Source organism: Aetokthonos hydrillicola CCALA 1050 (genome assembly GCF_017591665.1).
Taxonomy (GTDB): Bacteria; Cyanobacteriota; Cyanobacteriia; order Cyanobacteriales; family Nostocaceae; genus Aetokthonos; species Aetokthonos hydrillicola.
The window spans coordinates 195,293-215,280 of record NZ_JAAKGC010000001.1; the positions used below are offsets into that span (position 1 = coordinate 195,293).

17 protein-coding genes are annotated in these 19,988 nt (G+C 40.9%); 8 read left to right on the plus strand and 9 right to left on the minus strand.

Annotated elements, in window-relative coordinates; translation table 11 throughout:
* Positions 1–142: 142 nt before the first annotated feature.
* The gene (locus tag G4P69_RS00810; RefSeq protein ID WP_208348031.1) at positions 143–1,138 is read left to right on the plus strand and encodes a CHAD domain-containing protein; all 996 of its coding nucleotides are present in this window, start codon (positions 143–145) and stop codon (positions 1,136–1,138) included.
* A 70-nt stretch (positions 1,139–1,208) separates the two neighbouring features.
* Here G4P69_RS00810 and G4P69_RS00815 read toward each other — a convergent pair whose 3' ends face one another.
* Complete coding sequence (locus tag G4P69_RS00815) at positions 1,209–3,353, minus strand: hypothetical protein (RefSeq protein ID WP_208348033.1); 2,145 nt, start codon at positions 3,351–3,353, stop codon at positions 1,209–1,211.
* Positions 3,354–3,977: 624 nt separating this feature from the next.
* Between G4P69_RS00815 and G4P69_RS00820 the strand changes: the two genes are divergently transcribed.
* Positions 3,978–5,027 carry an aldo/keto reductase gene (locus tag G4P69_RS00820; protein ID WP_208348040.1) on the plus strand — a complete coding sequence of 350 codons (1,050 nt, stop codon included), beginning with the start codon at positions 3,978–3,980 and terminating at the stop codon, positions 5,025–5,027.
* Positions 5,028–5,033: 6 nt separating this feature from the next.
* Here the strand turns inward: G4P69_RS00820 and lpxD are convergent, their stop codons facing one another.
* The 3 genes from lpxD to G4P69_RS00835 all read right to left on the minus strand — a co-directional run bounded on the left by lpxD (position 5,034) and on the right by G4P69_RS00835 (position 7,764).
* The gene (gene lpxD, locus G4P69_RS00825; RefSeq protein WP_208348050.1) at positions 5,034–6,083 is read right to left on the minus strand and encodes a UDP-3-O-(3-hydroxymyristoyl)glucosamine N-acyltransferase; all 1,050 of its coding nucleotides are present in this window, start codon (positions 6,081–6,083) and stop codon (positions 5,034–5,036) included.
* A 135-nt stretch (positions 6,084–6,218) separates the two neighbouring features.
* A complete protein-coding gene (mltA, locus tag G4P69_RS00830) occupies positions 6,219–7,502 on the minus strand; it encodes a murein transglycosylase A (RefSeq protein ID WP_208348111.1) in 1,284 nt (427 codons plus the stop codon).
* Positions 7,503–7,509: 7 nt separating this feature from the next.
* Positions 7,510–7,764 carry a hypothetical protein gene (locus tag G4P69_RS00835; RefSeq protein ID WP_208348052.1) on the minus strand — a complete coding sequence of 85 codons (255 nt, stop codon included), beginning with the start codon at positions 7,762–7,764 and terminating at the stop codon, positions 7,510–7,512.
* 291 nt (positions 7,765–8,055) lie between these two features.
* Here G4P69_RS00835 and ilvD point away from each other — a divergent pair, with 291 nt between their 5' ends.
* The 6 genes from ilvD to G4P69_RS00865 all read left to right on the plus strand — a co-directional run bounded on the left by ilvD (position 8,056) and on the right by G4P69_RS00865 (position 13,252).
* The gene (ilvD, locus tag G4P69_RS00840) at positions 8,056–9,741 is read left to right on the plus strand and encodes a dihydroxy-acid dehydratase (RefSeq protein WP_208348056.1); all 1,686 of its coding nucleotides are present in this window, start codon (positions 8,056–8,058) and stop codon (positions 9,739–9,741) included.
* A gap of 410 nt (positions 9,742–10,151) precedes the next feature.
* Positions 10,152–10,328 carry a hypothetical protein gene (locus G4P69_RS00845; RefSeq protein WP_208345477.1) on the plus strand — a complete coding sequence of 59 codons (177 nt, stop codon included), beginning with the start codon at positions 10,152–10,154 and terminating at the stop codon, positions 10,326–10,328.
* Positions 10,329–10,413: 85 nt separating this feature from the next.
* Entirely contained in the window at positions 10,414–11,382 is a 969-nt protein-coding gene (gene arsM / locus G4P69_RS00850; RefSeq protein WP_208345482.1) for an arsenosugar biosynthesis arsenite methyltransferase ArsM, read from the plus strand.
* Between the two features lie 216 nt (positions 11,383–11,598).
* The gene (gene arsS / locus G4P69_RS00855) at positions 11,599–12,588 is read left to right on the plus strand and encodes an arsenosugar biosynthesis radical SAM (seleno)protein ArsS (protein ID WP_208345487.1); all 990 of its coding nucleotides are present in this window, start codon (positions 11,599–11,601) and stop codon (positions 12,586–12,588) included.
* A gap of 72 nt (positions 12,589–12,660) precedes the next feature.
* Positions 12,661–12,825, plus strand: a complete 165-nt coding sequence (locus tag G4P69_RS00860; RefSeq protein ID WP_208345488.1) for a hypothetical protein — start codon at positions 12,661–12,663, stop codon at positions 12,823–12,825.
* 85 nt (positions 12,826–12,910) lie between these two features.
* Entirely contained in the window at positions 12,911–13,252 is a 342-nt protein-coding gene (locus tag G4P69_RS00865; RefSeq protein ID WP_208345490.1) for a DUF433 domain-containing protein, read from the plus strand.
* Between the two features lie 281 nt (positions 13,253–13,533).
* On the opposite strand, the gene G4P69_RS00870 is transcribed toward G4P69_RS00865, so the two are convergent.
* From G4P69_RS00870 to G4P69_RS00890, 5 genes are all read right to left on the minus strand, one after another.
* Positions 13,534–14,388 carry a formylglycine-generating enzyme family protein gene (locus G4P69_RS00870; RefSeq protein WP_208346556.1) on the minus strand — a complete coding sequence of 285 codons (855 nt, stop codon included), beginning with the start codon at positions 14,386–14,388 and terminating at the stop codon, positions 13,534–13,536.
* Between the two features lie 348 nt (positions 14,389–14,736).
* Positions 14,737–16,305 carry a formylglycine-generating enzyme family protein gene (locus tag G4P69_RS00875; RefSeq protein WP_208345273.1) on the minus strand — a complete coding sequence of 523 codons (1,569 nt, stop codon included), beginning with the start codon at positions 16,303–16,305 and terminating at the stop codon, positions 14,737–14,739.
* Positions 16,275–17,408, minus strand: a complete 1,134-nt coding sequence (locus G4P69_RS00880; RefSeq protein WP_208345272.1) for a hypothetical protein — start codon at positions 17,406–17,408, stop codon at positions 16,275–16,277. Before G4P69_RS00880 ends, G4P69_RS00875 begins: the two co-directional genes overlap by 31 nt.
* A gap of 11 nt (positions 17,409–17,419) precedes the next feature.
* Entirely contained in the window at positions 17,420–18,430 is a 1,011-nt protein-coding gene (locus G4P69_RS00885) for an AAA family ATPase (RefSeq protein ID WP_208345271.1), read from the minus strand.
* Positions 18,427–19,986, minus strand: a complete 1,560-nt coding sequence (locus tag G4P69_RS00890; protein WP_208345270.1) for a caspase family protein — start codon at positions 19,984–19,986, stop codon at positions 18,427–18,429. Before G4P69_RS00890 ends, G4P69_RS00885 begins: the two co-directional genes overlap by 4 nt.
* Between the last annotated feature and the right edge of the window lie 2 nt (positions 19,987–19,988).

The window sequence follows — 19,988 nt, forward strand, 5'->3', positions numbered from 1 at the left end:
AAATCAAGTATCAAGTTATATAATAATTATTCTTCAAGAGAGGAATAAAGAAAACACACGGCATCTCGTTATTTTAAACAAGTGTTATTATTAGAAAACCTTTTTCTTCTCACTCATTATTATCTGGGTGTGTTATTAGTTTATGACATTGGCTATAAGTACAAACTTTAAAAATCAAGAAAAAACTCTAGGGCATTACGCTTACTCAGCAATTGAGAAACACTTTAAGAAAAGCTTAAAGTGGGAAACCACTGTAAAAAAAGATAAAGATCCAGAAGCACTGCATCAAATGCGAGTTGGCTTGCGTCGCTTGCGTACTGACGTCAATCGATTTAGTGTAGCAGTAGATTTACCGAAGTCAGTAAGCGATAAAAATATCGGTAAAATAGCTCGTTGTTTGGGTAATCTCCGAGATTTCGACGTATTCAAAGAAACTTTGGAAACGCTTTACAGACCACACTTATCTGGTAAAGAAGAGAAATCTTTGCAAACAGCTTTAAACGCGTTAGATAAGCAGCGAGAAAATGCATTGGAAGATGTGCGCTCAACTTTAAAACATGATCCCTACAAGTCTGTCAAACATCAATTGAAAAACTGGTTAGAGGAACCACGCTATCAATCAATAGCATCATTCCCAATTGAGCAAGTCATACCAGATCTACTTTTGCCAGAAATAAGCAGCTTCTTGCTGCATCGTGGTTGGTTAATTGGAACCGAATCTGAACACTCCGAGATTGTAATTCCAGCACATTGTGAAGCACAAAATATACAGCAACTGTTAACAACAGAGGGAGAAGTTCTTCATAGTTTACGCAAACAAGCTAAACGTCTACGTTACCAGATGGAACTATTTACCGACTTGTACGGCGAGTCTTACAAAGCCTTTATTGCACAAGTAGAAAATGTACAAGAAATTTTGGGAGCCATCAACGATAGGGTTGTGTTAAGTGAACTGCTAACAAATCTCCTCAATTCAGAAATTCACCATCAATTACCTACCCTTGCTTGTTTATTCACAGAAAACATTTATCAGTTGTGGCAGCAGTGGCAATCCTTGCAAAAATGGTATTTGAAACCTCAAACACGGCACGAATTTCATTTAACGGTGATGCATCCTGTCGAAGGTGCTAGGTTGTAATAATGTTGCGAACCACCCTACCGCACAAGTTCAAGAGGAATTACGGCGATGTTGCTACAAAGTTTTTTCGCTAGGGACTAGACTCGGAATTTTCCATCGAAAATTCCTGGGCTGGCGGTGCTGCTCTCTCTGTCGGTGTGAAAGTGGGGGTAGGAGTTAGTTCGGGGGTAGGTGTTACCGCGATCGCAGGTGTATTTGTTGGTAATGGAATGGATTTAGGTTCGCTTTCTGACTTGTCAGAGCGACTTGGTTTATATTTAGGTGTCTGAAGCTTAAAGGCTGGTGTAATGGGCGGATCTATTTTAGGTAGAGGCTCAACAACTGGTCCTAGTGTAACATTTCGTGTACGTACAGGTTCCGCGATCGGTAAAGGCATAATTTTTACTGTCGGTTTCTGTTTAGCGATCGCTGATGGCTTAACAGTTTTTGGAGGTACGCTGGTAGATGGTGTTGAGGTTGTGGGTGGAACAAGATACCAGTTCAACCAAGCTAATAATCCACCAGAAGCTAAAATTCCAGTGGTAATTATCCCCGTGGGAGAGAGGAAAACACTTCTATAGAAAGACTGATCTAAGGGTAGAGTGTCTTCCATAACTATGTTCATTCGAGTTACCAAATATTCGGAAGGATCGAAATGTTCACCCACAGGAAACTCAGCTGTTTCAGGTTCTGTTTCTTTTGAAAAGTGTTTTTCACTTTTGATATCGACAGATCTATCTAACTTTGTCTGGCTTTGGGAATGACTTCGCAAAAAAGTAAGATTATGGCGAGTTGTAGAAACTCCCAGATCGTCACCCAAAGACTCCCGTATTTGTATTGCTTTGGTAAGATAAGAAGTTGCAGTTGAATTTGCCTCTAAACAAAGCGCACAAGTGCCTAATTGATGCAAAGCCCAAGCTTGTGTGACTGGATCTTGTTCTACTTGAGAAGCTTGTAGTCCTCGTTGTAGCACTTGCTCCCAAAGACTCCATCGTTTACTCAAAGCTAGTGAGCCTTCAACTGCTTTTACTAAACGCAATACATCTTGCCAAGAATTTGCCCTAACAGCTACATCTATAATTTGGAGAATAGGATCAATTTCTAACAACAAAGTTTTGGGTTGTGATTTATGCTCCTCAGTCCATTCTATAAAGTAGGAAATGGCACTCATTTTTGCGGCTGTTACTTTCCAGTCAGAAGGCAAAGCTTCAATTATAGTGTTAGTAACACTATAGCGAGTATCATCTAACTCTACTAAATTGCGCTTATGCAATGCTTCCAGCACCTTAACAGCATTAGGTATTCCTGTGATAGCTATTATCTGTTCGCTTTGTAGTTCTATCCCATCCATCACAGCTAAAAGAGTTAATATATCTTTTTGCGGTTGAGACAGCGACACCAAAATTTGTTGAATTAGATCATTCCCAGAAGCGTCAATTGGAAATTCTTTAACGGCTTCTATGAGAGATTTTTTGTTTTGGACTATGCTGGCGACTACAACTTTTAGATGCATGGGATGTCCTTTAAGGACAGCACATAGAGATTTGGCTGCAGGTAGTTCCTCGATTGTAAAGGGGCGTTGCAGTTCTCGTTCCACTAAAGTAAGAGCATCACTTTCAGATAGTCCAGGAAGCAATATGGATCGCCCTTGATTGTGAATACGGCTTATTGATGAAGCAATCAGGAAAGTACACGATTTTGCAGCATTCATCAACTCTTCTATTTCATACTTGATCAGTTTATCTGCATCCAACACAATAAGAGCTTGTTTGTCTTGTATTTGCTGGCGTATTTCTTGATGAGTTGGTTTATAAAGAATGTTGCTTTCGTAGAACGCTTCCCAAATAGATTGTAGTATATCGTCCACATAAGGGTGAGCAGGAGACAAGCTAATTACACCATCAGGAAAGTAAGAAAGGACTTGATAGTCGTGTACCAGATAACGCAAAAGAGCAGTTTTTCCACAACCTGGTTGACTATAAAATTCTACTGACTGTCGAGACTGTAAGCTACCGATCGCTTCTTTTATAAGTTCTTGGCGATTTAGTAACTGAGCAAAAGGAAGGGGAAGTTTCAAGACTGGGGTAGAGCGCGATCTGGGAGCAGGTTGATCTTCCTGTGTTGTAACATTCACTATGGAGCCGTGAATAGAACCAATCTTAATTCTGTAATTCCCAACAGCCAGTTGATCATTAATTTCATTAGATATATTTGGTGCGATAACGCTGTTAGGCATATATTTTTCTCCAAATTTAGTAGAACTTTTTGTGATTTACCTCGGTGTGAGTTGCGAGTGTTGATTTTGATGTTAATTATACTTAGCTTATTTAAGCTAGAAAGATTTTTAAGTGCATTTAATCAGATTAATCGAAAAAAAACAAGTATGCCACTGCAATACTAAGATGCTTGAACTAATCCTTCTTTAGAAGGAGCAAATAACAAAGTTATTACGGCAATGTAGTTAGGGTAGAGAAGTTGTCACCAACTGAATTAAAGAAGGAGTCAGGAGTCAGAATTCAGGAGTCAGTAGGGAATCTTGCCCTCGAATTTTCCCCCAGAAAGATTGAGGACACAGAGCAGACAGTGAGGATTTAAAACCTTTTTTAACTGCTCAAGCCATACAGAATACAGCATAATTCCTGACTTCTGACTCCTGACTCCTGACTCCTGAATTCTTGTTCAAATTATTTATACAAATCACCATATAGATAGAGGTGGAACTTGTAAAAAAAGAACCTATTTATATAGTTCACAAAGCAGCAGATCTACTTTCTGCGACTTTGCAAAACCGGGTGCAGTGACTTGATATTAGAAACCGCAGAGATTTCTAAAAACATTAGTCAATTGAAGGATATAGTAAATGGATCTTAGTAGACGCAATTTCCTGAAAACAGCTTCAATTTCAGGTTTAACAGCAGCAGGGCTAGCAGCTTCAGAAAGTCTTATCACTTCTGGAAATGAACAATCTGTAGCACAGACTCCGGCTGTAAGTAACGATACTAGAAGCGGTGATATGATCTATCGTACACTAGGACGCACAAAAGAAAAAGTTTCTGTGATCGGTTTAGGTGGTCATCACATTGGACGGCAAAAGGATGAACAGGAAAGCATTAGGATCATCCGCAGTGCTATCGACCGTGGAATAAATTTCATGGATAATTGTTGGGATTATCATAACGGTGGTAGCGAAATCCGGATGGGTAAAGCACTCAAAGATGGCTATCGTCAAAAAGTTTTTCTAATGACCAAAATTGATGGTCGCACAAAAGCATCTGCGGCACAGCAAATAGATGAGTCTTTAAGACGCTTGCAAACCGATCATGTCGATCTAATGCAATTTCATGAAATTCTTCGTCTTGAAGATCCAGATCGCGTCTTTGCTCCTGGTGGTGCAATGGAGGCTATGTTAGAAGCACAAAAAGCGGGTAAGGTTCGCTACATCGGCTTTACAGGACATAAAGATCCCCTAGTTCATTTGAGAATGTTAGAAGTTGCAAATCAAAACAATTTTCGTTTTGATACAGCACAAATGCCACTCAATGTCATGGATGCGCATTTCCGGAGTTTTGAACGTCAAGTTGTACCTGTGTTGGTAAAAAATCAAATTGGCGTGCTGGGTATGAAGTCAATGGGTGATCAAAATATTTTGAAGAGTAATACTGTCAAACCAATTGAATGCCTCCACTATGCAATGAATCTACCGACTTCAACAGTAATTACAGGTATTGACAGCCTGCAAATTTTGGATCAGGCTTTTGAAGCGGCGCGTACTTATAAACCGATGAGCCAAGCACAAGTCGCAGCAATACTTCAAAGAACTGCTGATGCTGCTGCTCGAGGGCGTTATGAACTGTTTAAAACCACTAACAATTTTGATGGTACAGCCAAGAATCCTCAGTGGCTTGGTTAATTCAGACTATACGGTATCAGCCTTTCGTAGTAATTTGTTCAATTTTTTGACAGATTGATAGATTTCCGGAAGACGGTTGATTATAGCCGACACTTTTAAATAAGTTTTATGAGACATGGCTGGAGATCCGCAAACTATTTCTCCAGGTGCTACATCACTGTGAATTCCTGTTTGAGCAGATGCGATCGCGCGATCGCCTATCTTCGCTTGATTAGCAATTCCAACTTGTCCAGCTAAGATAACTCCTTTACCAAGTTTCACACCTCCAGCCATACCAGTTTGAGATGCAATTGCACATCCAGGCCCTATTTGACAACCGTGTGCTATCTGTACTAAGTTGTCAATTTTCGTATTATATCCTACCCGTGTTTCTCCGACAGCTGGTCGGTCAACGGCACTGTTGCAACCGATCTCGACGTTGTCCTCTAGAACAGTGTAGCCGGATTGTTCCATTTTCACCCAACCATTTTTGGTAGGAACAAAACCAAAGCCTTCATCGCCGATGACAGCACCACTGTGGATCGTACAATCCGCACCAATACGGCTGCGCTCGTGGATAGTGCAATTAGCGTGTAGAGTGGTGCGATCGCCTATCTTAACGTCTGGATAAATCACAACATTGGGGTGAATACAGACAAGATCGCCAATTTCTACGTTTTCCTCAATGACGACATGCGCACCAATGTAAACGTCTTTGCCAATTTTAGCCGTGGGGTGAATAACGGCGGTTGGGTGGATTTCTCCTAGAGGACGCCAAGGTTGGTAAAAAACAGCGATTACTTTTGCAAACAGAAGTCGTGGTTCTGGTGTTGCTATCCAAACAATACCACGCTCTTGTGCTTGCGCCTGTAATGCTTCTTCCTTGGGCAAAATTAAAGCACTAGCGTTAGTTTTGTTAACAAAAGAGGCAAACTTTGCACCTTCTATGTAGCTAAGAGTACCAGTTACTGCTTCATCTAGTGCTGCTACTCCTGTTATATCTGGATCTTGGTTGTTAGACAGACTGTTACAGGTTGCAGCGTCACCGAGTTTTTGTAATATTTCGCTGAATTTCATTATCCTCTGCTTTAGAGTACTGATTAATATTACTTGTTAAAGTGTTACGTGTTTAATTTGTGTATGGAACGCGGGCAAGATGCCCGCACTACAAAAATGTTACATTTTCTTCCCATACAACAGATTTAATTCAACTTATTGCCTCAACAATAGATAATATAGTTGTCCATCTCCACCTGTAATACCTGCTCGTTCGCCTGCTAATTCACCAACCCCCATGTAATAGTCAACTCGTCCTGGACCTTTAATCGCGCTTCCTGTATCTTGGTCTAGTACAAAGCGGTTAACGTTACGAAATACGAGCTTTCCATTGTCGGCAGGGTAAGGTATGTTGGTATTGATTAAAGCTAGCGCTCCAGGAGGCATAAGAGATTTATCTGTGGCAATTGAGCGTTCTGGCGTCACTGGTACACGGATACTGCCTAAAGCTGCTGCACCTTTAGTTTCTCCAAAAAAGACGAACCGTTTCCAGCGAGGCAAATAATTGTTCATCTCCTGTGGACGTTGCTGAAAATAGCGAACTAGAGTTGGTAGGGTTAGACCTTTTAAGGGAAGTTTGCCATCTTTTGCTAGTTCACGTCCTATACTAGTCCAGGGGTAGTCTGTTCCACCCACATAGCCGACAGAGGTTGTCGTCCCATCAGTTAAGTTAAGTTCGGCAGAACCTTGAATTTGTACTAAGTATGCTTGTAGGCGATCGCGAAACCAAAATAGTTCTAAACCGTGCAACCGACTTTTATCACCTAGTAAACCATCTTTACCTTCTAACTCTATTCTTTGTGGATGGGGTTTAGACCATTTTGCAAAGTCTGACGGCAAGCGGTAAATGGGATACCTGTATATTGATGTACGAACACGACTCGCAGTATAAACTGGATTATAGTAGGAGGTGAACTTAACCGTACCTCTCCCATCGTTACCAACTGACTTATAAAAAACAAACTCTCGACGCACAGCCGCTTCTAGTTCGGCTGGCGAGGTGGATTCAACAACAAGTTGGCGAAAACGTAGCAAACTACGATGCACACGATCAAGCGTAATCTCTTTTATGGGATAATTTTGATATGCTGCAATAGCCCTATCTGTTGACATGTAACGCAAGCTGTTATCAATCGACGCTAACAGCGCGTCGCGATCGCCAGGGTTACCGTTTTCACCCCAGATTTGCTCATCCCAACCCAAGCATCTGTATGCAGAAAGACATTCTGTTCCTACATCCACTGATGTTAACAGTGGCAATGTCTTAGGGTGAGTAGGTACTGGTATTTGCTGTGGGCGAGGAAATACTTGGGATGGTCTTGGTACTGGTATCGGGATAGATAGCTCTGGTAGACTAGTGACTTGAGCAAATACTGACCTGACTGGATTTACAAGAACAATTCCCAAACTCAATGAAACCAAAGCAAGGGTTTTTCTCATCATTAAATTATGCGAATCTTTCTACACTTGAATTAAAAACCGGCTCTACCCGGATAGCTACGATCCGAGAAGGACGAACCAGCATATACTCGCCCTGAATATTCTTTAGCGGTATGTTGATGAAGTCATGACTATCGGACTTTGGCGTCAGTTCATTGCTGTACCACTTCTGAAAATCTTGAATTGTCGGAAACCGGACTTCTTCTCTGTGACCACTTTCCATTAACAGATGTATGGCATATTCGTTTGGAGTTCTAGGCATAAGGTTAGAGCTATCTGAAATATATCCCACCCATTTTCGACCACAGAACCTTTAAATGGGAAGAGGGGAAGTCAGTTATCAGTTATCAGTTATCAGTTATCAAGGGGTATGGTGGGGTGTTGCGCGTTGGTACAAAGACATTCTTCTTGGCTAAGAACTGACAACTGTTAGAGACGGTTGCTTTTTTGGGAAAGTTTCCGAGTGAGGCACAAGAGCTTGATCTCTGATATTTTGAGATAATCGTACAGGAAAAGCGCCGTAAGTAAATAGTGGCGACGGAGAATTATTAAGATGTCGGAGAATTTGAGAAGCAAAACTGTAACACAAGGAGTGCAGCGATCGCCAAATCGAGCAATGCTCAGAGCGGTTGGGTTTCAGGATAATGATTTTACAAAAGCTATTGTGGGTATTGCCAATGGTTATAGCACAATCACTCCTTGTAACGTTGGGATCAACGTTCTAGCGCAAAGGGCAGAAGCTAGTGTTAAAAAAGCTCTTGCTATGCCCCAAATATTCGGTACAATTACGATCAGTGATGGTATTTCCATGGGAACTGAGGGGATGAAATATTCCCTGGTGTCTCGCGACGTGATTGCTGACTCCATTGAAACTGTCTGTAATGGGCAAAGTATGGACGGGGTTCTGGCGATTGGTGGTTGTGATAAGAATATGCCAGGCGCAATGATTGCGATCGCTCGTATGAATATACCCGCCATCTTTGTTTACGGTGGTACTATCAAACCAGGACACTACAATGGACGAGATCTCACAGTCGTGAGTTCTTTTGAAGCTGTCGGTCAATACAGCGCTGGTAAAATTGACGAGCAGGAACTTTTAGCTGTTGAGCGTAATGCTTGCCCTGGTGCTGGTTCTTGTGGTGGAATGTATACAGCAAATACCATGTCTAGTGCCATTGAAGCAATGGGGATGAGTTTGCCTTATTCTTCTACAATGGCAGCCGAAGATGCGGAAAAAGCTGATAGTACTGAAAAATCGGCATTTGTTTTAGTAGAAGCGATTCGTAAGCAAATTTTACCTCGCCAGATCATCACCCGTAAATCTATAGAAAATGCTATTTCTGTGGTTATGGCGGTGGGTGGTTCGACAAATGCAGTTTTACACCTGTTGGCGATCGCTCATGCTGCGAATATAGAACTTTCTCTAGACGACTTTGAAGCAATCCGCGCCCGTGTTCCTGTTTTGTGCGATTTAAAACCAAGTGGTAGATACGTAGCTACAGATCTGCACAAAGCAGGTGGGATCCCTCAAGTCATGAAAATGCTACTTGTGCATGATTTGTTACATACAGATTGCATCACCATTACTGGTCAAACTATTGCTGAAGTTTTGGCGGATATCCCAGAAGAACCAGCAGCTAACCAAGATGTGATCCGTCCTTGGAACAACCCCATGTATTCTCAGGGACACTTAGCGATTCTTAAAGGGAATCTAGCAACAGAAGGTGCAGTTGCAAAAATTACCGGGGTTAAAAAACCCAAAATTACTGGTCCCGCAAGAGTTTTTGAATCTGAGGAATCTTGTTTAGACGCAATTTTGGCTAAGAAAATCAATCCTGGAGATGTGATTGTTATCCGTTATGAGGGACCAAAAGGTGGTCCCGGTATGCGGGAAATGTTAGCTCCTACTTCTGCTATTATCGGTGCTGGTTTAGGTGATTCGGTGGGACTCATCACTGATGGACGCTTCTCTGGCGGTACTTATGGGATGGTGGTTGGTCATGTTGCACCGGAAGCCGCAGTTGGAGGTGCGATCGCACTGGTGGAAGAAGGTGATACTATCACTATTGATGCTCATGGGCGATCGTTACAACTGCACATATCTGATGAAGAGTTAGCTAATCGTCGTGCTAATTGGCAACCCCACCCACCCCGTTATACTACCGGTGTGTTGGCGAAATATGCCAAGTTGGTATCGTCCAGCAGTCTTGGTGCAGTCACCGATTTGAATTTGTTTTAACCAATCCGTGCAATTCCCCAGCCGTTCTACGGTGGGGATAAATACTTATTGCTTCCATCTAAAGGCGGTTTGAGATCCTCGTTGAGTTTAAAACTTGGTATAACAGAATGCAGTCAACTAAATATGCTGCTTAAAAAACGAGGTGATCTTTATCACAATTTTTCTCTCAAAATATCATCATAAAAGCATGATATTAACCGCCGCAGAATCTTTTAACCTATAGCAAAATAACTAGTAATAGGCTCTCAAGGACTCGTTCTTGAGAATTTTACTTTATGTGTGAGATCTCTTCTTCACTGAACTGAACAGTAATTACTATCACAGAGTAATCTCTGTAAGCGTACTCATAACAGCTTGCTAGTTACTGATGCCTAAAACTACTGTCATAGACATCTACTGAAGAACCAAAGATGGAAAAAAAGCGTAAGAATATAACCATCGACAATGCCTACTCTAGTTATCAGTACACAGCAAAAATAGATTCTTCTGATCCTGATCAGCAGAAAATCTGGGATAAAATCAATAAAAAGTTTTCGGCTCTATTTAAATCAGCGCAAAATTTTGCGATGAAATTGGCTCGCCGCTAAACAATTTCATCTGCTGGAGTAGGGATTTGTGTAGTTACCAAGGTACGGTACACTATGTCTAGTGCATCTGAGTAGTAAGATTTTGATGACTTATCTCGAAACAGCAGCGCAATTTTACAGCGAAGTAGCTCAAACACCACAAGTAGGGCTTTGTTGCGTACAAAGCACACCCGTGCAACTACCGGGACTGAAAATTAATCGTCAAATGCAGGAAATGAACTACGGTTGTGGTACAACAGTTCATCCTACTGAGCTTGTAAACCAACCTACTGTTTTGTATGTTGGTGTTGGAGGCGGTTTAGAAGCTTTACAGTTTGCTTATTTCTCTCGCTTTAAAAGTGCTGTAATTGCTGTTGAGCCAGTTGCCGAAATGCGGGAAGCAGCTAGACGGAATTTAGAGATTGCTGCTCAAGAAAATTCATGGTTTGATCCGAGTTTTGTAGAAATCCGAGAAGGCGACGCTTTTAATTTACCAATTGATGATGCTTGTGTCGATATCGTAGCGCAGAATTGTTTGTTCAACATCTTCGAGCCAGAAGATTTAACTCGTGCTTTGCAAGAAGCTTATCGGGTATTAAAACCACGTGGACGCCTGCAAATGAGCGATCCAATCGCGACTCGTCCTATTCCACAACATTTGCAACAAGACGAGCGACTACGTGCTATGTGCTTATCAGGCGCACTCACTTATGAGGAATATATTCAACGTATTATAAAAGTTGGTTTTGGCCAAATAGAAATTCGTGCTCGTCGCCCTTATCGGTTGCTAGATTCTCATACTTACAACTTAGAAGAACATTTACTTTTAGAAAGTCTCGATTCTGTAGCTTTTAAAGTTCCGATACCTGAAGACGGGGCTTGTGTATTCACTGGAAAAACAGCAATTTACGCAGGTTCAGAACCATTTTTTGATGATAGAGCAGGACACATCCTACAACAAGGAATTCCAGCCGCAGTGTGTGATAAAACTGCTGCAAAACTCGCTTCAATTATGCCGGAGAATATAATTGTTACCGATTCAACATGGCATTATAGCGGCGGAGGATGTTGTTAGTTAAGGAGTATGAGTAGGGTGCGTTAGCAGAGCGTAACGCACCGAAACCTTGGAATGGTGCGTTAGGACGAAGTAGATGTAGTAGATGTAGGTTGGGTTGAGGGACGAAACCCAACATTTAGAAGCGTTCGTTGGGTTTCGCTAACGCTCTACCCAACCTACAATTTTCTATGTATATTTCAACAATTAAATAGGGACATTATAAGTATAAAAAGCATGATTCAAACAACAATCGCGCCTTTCAAGCAAAAGCTAAATTCCCCTTTAAAAAAGAAGGATATCACAGTCTTACAAATCAACCTAGGTAAGCGGTGTAATTTAGCTTGTACTCATTGTCATGTAGAAGCAAGCCCAAAACGGACAGAAGAACTTTCTCCAGAAGTTTGTGAACAGTTAATTGAGTTAATCCATAAATTTCCTCAAATTCAGATTGTGGATTTAACTGGTGGTGCACCAGAAATGAATTATGGATTCAAGCCACTGGTAGAAGCAGCAAGGGAAAATGATAAGCAAGTTATCGTTCGCTCTAATTTAACCATTTATTTTGAAGATGGGTTTAGTGACTTACCAGAGTATTTTGCTAAACACAAAGTTAGAGTTGTTGCTTCTCTACCGTGCTATTTAGCAGACAATGTTGATAAAATGCGCGGTGCTGGTGTTTTTGAAAATTCAATAAAAGCTCTGCAATGGCTTAACTCAGTTGGTTATGGAAAAGAATCAGATTTAATTTTGGACTTGGTATACAATCCACAATTGCCCAAAAGTGAAAATTTTTCTCTGACCCCAGAGCAAAGTAAGTTAGAACAAGATTATAAAAAGTTCTTGCAGGAAAATTTTGGTATAGTGTTTGATAACTTATTTACTATCACAAATTTACCTGTTGGTAGAACTAAAATATACTTGGAGCGGATGAAATTATATGCTCCTTATTTACAGTTTTTAGAATCGCATTTTAATATCAATACAGTTGAACAATTAATGTGTCGCGATGAGCTTTCTATTGATTATCTAGGTTATGTGTACGATTGCGATTTTAATCAGATGATGAATTTACCTGCGAAAACTCATAATGGCGATAATCTTACTGTTGCTAAATTGCTAGAAGCTGGTAGTTTAGACTTGATTGGTGAAATACAAACTGCTAATTATTGCTATGGTTGTACTGCTGGCTGTGGTTCTAGTTGCGGGGGTGCTTTATTAAGTTAATACAAATTTAAAAATGGACTTTGGACAGAAAAAGATTAGAAATTGTAGATGCGAAACAGGAGAGAGAAATTTATGAACAATATTTCTATTGAAGAAATTGAACAAAAAATTGCAGCAGGAGAAGAAGTTATAGAGCGCTATTTTGACTCCACAACAACAAGAGTCGGAACACGCCGTCTGATGACCTCACGAAGAAGACAGGATATAGAAACACAAGTCTATAATGAAAAGCGGTAGCAGTCGAATAATACAACTGCTCTGAGAATAGCCCTGTCAACACCCTACTCTAAAGGCGCACGGTTTCCAAACGTTGAGGTTTTTGATGAGTATTAAACTTGAATTTGAAGTTTCTGCTCCACCATTTCGCTGGGATGAAGCTGGGGGTATTCGCATTGGTGAGAGCCGTGTTACCCTCGATAGCCTTCTATCTGCGTATCATAGTGGCTCTACACCTGAAGAAATTGCGGTTCAGTATTCTGTTCTCCATTTAGAGGAAATATACGCGAGCGTCGCTTATTACCTTAGCCATCGTCAGCAAATTGATAGCTATTTACAGCAACGCCAGCGAAAATCTCAGCAACAACGTAGTGAATTTGCTCAGCAGTATAACTTAGCTAATCTTAGGCAGCGCTTGCTTGATCGTTCTAGCCTCAAGGAGAACTAATACCAATTCAAAAAATAATTGATACAAATGTAGGTTGGGTTGAGGAACGAAACCCAACATTTTTAGGATTTTGTTGGGTTTCACTCCGTTCAACCCAACCTACAGGGTTTTAATGTTTACTTTATAAATTATCTCTTACGTAACTCTTCTTGTAATTTTGCTAGTAAAGTTAACTTTTGTTAGGGCTATTTGGCGAAAAAAATTTGATCGCTCCGCTTCGCTACGCTCAAGAAGAGCAAAGAGAAAGAAGTGCAGAGGGCAAAGTGCTAAAGTGCAAAGGGCTAAAGAGTCCTCGCCGCACCACCACCGCACACCACCCGAAAACCGACATAGAGGTAGTCGTCGACGGGGTAGCAGAAGCTGCGAGAAGCAGAACGGCAGACCTCAGGAAGGGAGATCCACGAACCGCCGCGCAGCAGCCGCCTAGAACGATTATCATTCTCATTTTCATCTACCCACGCACTACCATCTGTCGGCGCTCCCTCATAATTATCATGCCAATGATCTGCACACCATTCCCATACATTCCCGTGCATATCGTATAATCCAAAACCATTGGCTGCGTCAAAGCTTCCTACTTCTGTTGTTTCTTGACGATAGATCCCTTTAGAACCTCGACCGTAGGAACCCGACCATTTATTTTCTTTGTCATCTGTACCGCAATAATTCGCTACATCGGTTGAGATTGTGTCGCCAAAATGGAAAGGAGTAGTACTTCCAGCACGACAAGCGTATTCCCATTCTGATTCGCTAGGAAGGCGGTACTGTCTTTTAGGGTGTTTGTTAGAGAGGCGCTGACAAAACTCAACCGCATCGTACCAAGAAACGCATTCTACTGGTCGGTTATCTCCTTTAAATCTTGAAGGGTCAGGGTTGAGGTCGCGGTTAACTTTGTCTAATGCAGCTACAGTTTTCCATTGTGCTTGGGTGATAGGGTATCTACCCATGAAGAAAGTCGAAACTGTTACTTTGTGTTGAGGGCGTTCGTCGTCACTACTACCTTCTTCTGTTTCTGGAGCACCCATTATGAAGCTACCTCCAGGAATCAGCACCATTTCTAACTCAATCCCATTACCCAAGTCTTCTTTATACAATTGCCCTGTTTTTTCGATCTTGTTGACAAGTATTTTTACCATTGATGTTTCCCAGATATTGGTTCGTAGTTGCGCTTTAGCGCACTCAAGTCCAACTACAAACCTTTCAAGTTGTTAAATAACATATTAATCGGTACATTCATTTGTAAAAAACAAGGAAGTTCCGTTATTTCAGTTAACGGATCGCCATCCGCTACGAATGAAAGAAACATTTCGTACCAAAAGTTTAGTATTGTAAGGGTTCTGGCGAGTGTTTCTTCAGAGAGCGCTTTAGCCCAACTACAAACCTTTCTACTATGCTAGTCAAAAAATTTGATCGCTCCGCTTCGCTACGCTTAAGAAGAGCAAAGAGAAAGAAGTGCAGAGGGCAAAGTGCTAAAGTGCAAAGGGCTAAAGAGTCCTCGCCGCACCACCACCGCACACCACCCGAAAACCGATATTGTCGTAGACGTCGTCGGGGAGGTAGTTGCTGCGAGAAGCAGAACGGCAGTATCCAGGAGTGAGGAACCACGAACCGCCGCGCAGCAGCCGATAAGAACGATTATCATTCTCATTTTTCTCTACCCATGCACTACCATCTGTAGGCGCTCCCTTGTAATTCCCATGCCAATGATCTGCACACCATTCCCATACATTCCCGTGCATATCGTGTAATCCAAAGGCGTTGGGTGGAAAACTTCCTACATCACTTGTTTCTTGACGAGATTTGCCTTTAGGCTCAGAAGCATAAGTGTAACTTCCATCGTAGTTGGCTAAATCAGTTGTAATTGTGTCGCCAAAATGGAAAGGAGTTGTAGTTCCAGCACGACAAGCATATTCCCATTCTGCTTCAGTTGGGAGACGATAAGGTCTACCTGTATATTGAGAGAGGCGATCGCAAAATTCAACAGCATCAATCCAAGATACCCTTTCAACAGGGCGATTATCTCCTTTAAGCAAAGAGGGATCAGACTTTATCTGTTGGTTTACTTGCGTTAACTGAGCTACAAATCGCCACTGCGCCTGAGTGATCGGATATTTAGTTAAGAAAAACGGTTGTACCGTTACCTCATGCTGAGGACTTTCAGTTTCACTGCGTTGTCGCTCATTTGGTGGTGAACCCATAACAAAAGTCCCTCCAGGAATTGCTACCATTTCTATTCCCAGTGCTACGCTATCTAAAGGCTCTATAAAATAAAATGCTTGTTTTTGTTCTTCTTTGATAACTTTTCCCCGAACATTAACTGTCACGGTTTTAAATTCAAAGGGTTGTAGCTCTTGTGCATTCTCATCCTCTAAGATAATGGTTGTCTCAGGAAATTTAAAAAATTCCAATGAAACTCCCATCTCTGAAGCTAGTTCAGTCCACTCATCTTGGATAGGTTCACCATCAAGAGCGTTCTGCGCCCATTCCAACAACAAAGGCTGAAAACCTTTTTCTTGTAACAGATATGCGTAACTTTCTACTAATGCAGCCCACCGAATACGCTCTTGAGAATGTGGGGAATCTGTCAATTTTTGTAATTCTTGCTTAATTGCATCTTTCAGATCTTTTGCATCCGGGCTTAGGTATGCTAAAGCTGTCCACTGTGGGCGATCGCCAAAAACAAACGCTCGATCATTTTTGTCGTTTTGCAAGCGATGTCTAATATACTGGGAGATAAAGTTTGCCAGATCCTTAAGTCTCTGTTCTCCAAATTGATCACATAAACGACGAAGTAGGCGATCGCGAGTTTTTCCTTCCATCTCATAAAGATCGTAACCTGCAGGTTCGCATAATCCTGATAGCAACACGTCTGCAACTGTATACCAAGGACATTCCTGCACAAAATTTTCACGCAAACAATACAGCAAATCAGAGGTGAGAGTCAGAGGAAAAGCAGCATGACAAGCCAAAGCAAGAGCGTTCGTCCCATAGCGTCTTTCAAAAACCCGAATGCGACGATCTGTCAAATTTTCTCTGTTTGATATAGTTGCCATGTACTAATCATACTCTCTTGTTGATTTTCTCTCGTTACTGATACCAAACTTGCAGGTTCATAAGTTAACATTTTACCGTTTAGTACTGCATCAATTGACCAAGCTGAACTGTACTCCCATCGCTCTTGTGGAAGCGGATTAAGCCATATTAACTGTCGAATACAAGGTGATAATGCTGTAAAAAACTTCGACATTCCTTCAATTCGCTCGCGACTGTATGTTGTTGTTGCAGCCCCAGCATCACTTAAAATTAAAGCAATTGTGCGGTTACGATGGAGTTTTGGCAAGAGGTTGGTTAAAGGTTCGGCTTTAGTAGGGTAATGCCAATCATAAAGATATTCGTCAGGATAACTCGTAAAACGATAGATCCGAGCAGGTGTAACCCAAGCTTCTTCAATTGCTTGAATAAAGGGCTGAAGCGCAGGGAAAAATGGTATCATTGCAGGATTGTCGTCAATCAGTAATAAAAGTTCAGTCCGTCGAATCCTTAGAGGACGCATTACGACATCAGTAAAAATACCTTCGCGTTCAATTTGGTAAACGGTTGCGTCAATATCTAATTCATAGTCCCCTTCTACGCGGACTGATCTTCGCAGCAAACGCCAAGCTATTTGCACATCCTGTAAGTGCATAGAAAAATCTCTTGGAGTGAAGTGAAAATCATCTCTAGCATTGTCGAAACTCTTGGCGGTTGAGGAAGTTTGAATAGCTACCGGAACTTGTACTTCACCAGTTGTTTGAGTCGATGGTACTCCGCGTCTCCTTGGTGGAATCTGGGGAAGATTTTGCAAGGGTTCTTTTGAAGAAGGAGTCTTTGTTTGTGGTGTTGGAATTGGTTTTACGGGCATTTTAGCATGATGCTGCTGAATGTAGCGCTCAAAAGTACGGTCAAAAATACTAGCATCATAATTGGGACAGGGTTTAACCCACAATAATTTACAGATTCGCCTTAAATCTTCCCATCCACCTAAACCGTAACCCTGGCTAACTGCTTGTCGCAACAAATCATACTGTTCTAGTGTTAGAGCCATTCCTGCATCTCGCAATTTTTCAAAAATATCTAACAATAAGGAGTCCAGTAAGATGGGATGGGTAACACTCATAAATCTCACATTTAGCCCTGCTTTTTCTGATATAATTTCTGATCTTGGTTCGTCTTTAGAAGCGTTCCTAGTAATGGGAGTTTCTCAGATAAATGTTTTAAATCTTCCAATGCATCATCAACACTCTCTCGATTTACAAGAGCAGTAAGAAATTCTATAAATTCGCTTGTTCCTGGTGGTCTGCTTCCTGGTTTATTCTCTAGAATTTCCCGAATTTCATAGAAGCGATGTATAGCTTGTTCGGTAATTTTTTGTTTATCTTCTTCAAATTTGCCAAGTCGGTTATCAATAATTCCTTTTAATTGATCTGGCTCAGGAAATTTCACAAAGAAATATAAACATCTCCGAAGAAAAGGCTCTGGTAAAGGTTTTTCTCGATTACTGGTGATGAAAATAATTGGTTTGTGTTCAGGAGTGGGAAATGATTCTCCAGTTTCAGGTATTTCAAAACGTAATTCTTCTAGCTCAAGTAGTAGATCATTAGCAAAATCACTATCGGCTTTATCAATTTCATCAATCAAGAGGATGGGACGGTGAGCATGTTCTTGCAATGCTTTACCTAAATCTCCAAATTCACGATAAATTTTTTTATCTTGCAATCGCCTCTTTAATTGCGCAATCTCTATATTGCCTATAAATTCTTTTAATTGCTGCGGGTTTGTTCCCACTAATTGAGCATCCCGTAATCGAGCTACAGCATCATACGTATATAACCCATCACGGGCGCGGGTTGTAGATTTAATATTCCAGATATAATAATTCCACCATTGTTGCTGTGCTTGTTGGTCTTTTCGTAAGTCCTGTGTGAATTCGTAGGCGACTGCTCCTGCTAAACGAGTTTTACCACAACCGGGTTCACCTTCTAAGAGTAATGGTCGTTGGAGTGCGATCGCTAAATTCACAGCTTCTTTTAGATCAGGGCTGGGTAAGTAGGGGAAATATAACCGCCCTTTAGAGTCTTTAACTCCTTCTTTTGGAGGTTGAGGTTTTCCTGTATAGTTTGGGGTTTGTTCTTTGCTCATCCTGCTAGCTTCCAATAGGGTTCGATTGCAGCAATACCCTGGTCTATTTTAAATAGTTTACAACAAATATTTTCAAGCATTTCCAAAGGTGTCTCTGACCAATTTAGTACATCTTCCTCAGCAATTGATTCGATTTCTAGATTTGAAAAATTTAGTGAATCATATACATCTTGTTGCTGTAAACGCCATTTTTTTAAATCATTCCGTAAAATACTTTCTAAAGGCGTTAAATGAATAGGTTCATAAATAAAAGGTGTATTACTAAAAAATGGATACAATCTCCTCAAAACATCATTGTTATTTTCCTCCGCTAGGAGTAGAACCAAGCGCAAATCAGAAAGGTTTCTACTATGTACTTGCTTTACTAAACCTGACCAAAAGGTATGAAACTGAAGCACTTTTTCTTGGTCTAAACGACTCAATCCATAAATAGCAATAATTACAGATTTTTGTTCACAAACCTCTGCTAAACATTGAATAACAGTTTCAAGCGTTATTCTATTTCCTATTCCTATATCTTGCTGAAATTCTTCCAAAAAATAATTAAAATTTATTCTCATCCGATGGCGATGAACCCGAATTTCATATTTTTTCGCATTGTGGAAACCCCATACACGTTTTGCTAAACGCCTCACCAACCAACTCTGGATTTCTTCTTCATCTGTCTGAACGAGAAAAGCTTTTTCTCTTTGCTCGGTGTCTATCATTGCATCTATAAAAACGCGTTCTTGCTTACAGTAATCCAGCGACAATAGAGAGTCTGCTATTATCTGTTCTCTAGACTTTCTTTGTGTGGTGCTACTATAGCAAGGATTGCGGAAAAAGGTTAGCTTTGTTGACTGTCGTAAAAGAGAAAATTCTGCTTTTTGACCACATTTCTTAACGAGAAATTTGTTTATATGATCTACCAAATCGCCAGGGTTTAAAAATTCTCTTTGTTGAGACATCCAATCGGAGTCTTGTATTACTTCTTCAAATGCATTTACAAAATGACCATCTCCAGCAACTGAACTTGAGTTTGCTGAGGCAATAACACAAAAAATAACATCTTCGCTAGCAGAACTCTTTTGTGTCAAGCTTGAAGCCAAAACATTTGCTGCTCCTTTACCGGCGTAACATACATCAAGTATCAGTAAGATGTTTTGAGGAGAATTGTGGTTTCCTGAAACTAGCAAATCAGCCAGATCACTGGTTTTGATTACTGTATTAGGTAAATTGGATGGATTTGATTCAATAGTATACAGGTAATGAGAATTATGCTCCATCTCCTCACCCGCGTGTCCTGCGTAGTAGACAATCACGCAATCCGAAGTACAGCGATCTGAACTAGCAAACCAAGTCGTTAAAGCAGTTTTTATAATGTTAGATGTTGCACCAATATATATTGTATCTGCCAAAACTCTCTCATAGCCCTGCTTTTTGCTGGTTAACAGCTTTTCAACTCTTTGAATATCAGTTTCAACGTAATCTAGTTCGGGGTACTTCATTGCTGCGCAGCTAGGTGATCCAATAGCAATCAGATATTTACGTTGCTTCTTTGTTGAGGAGACATTCATTA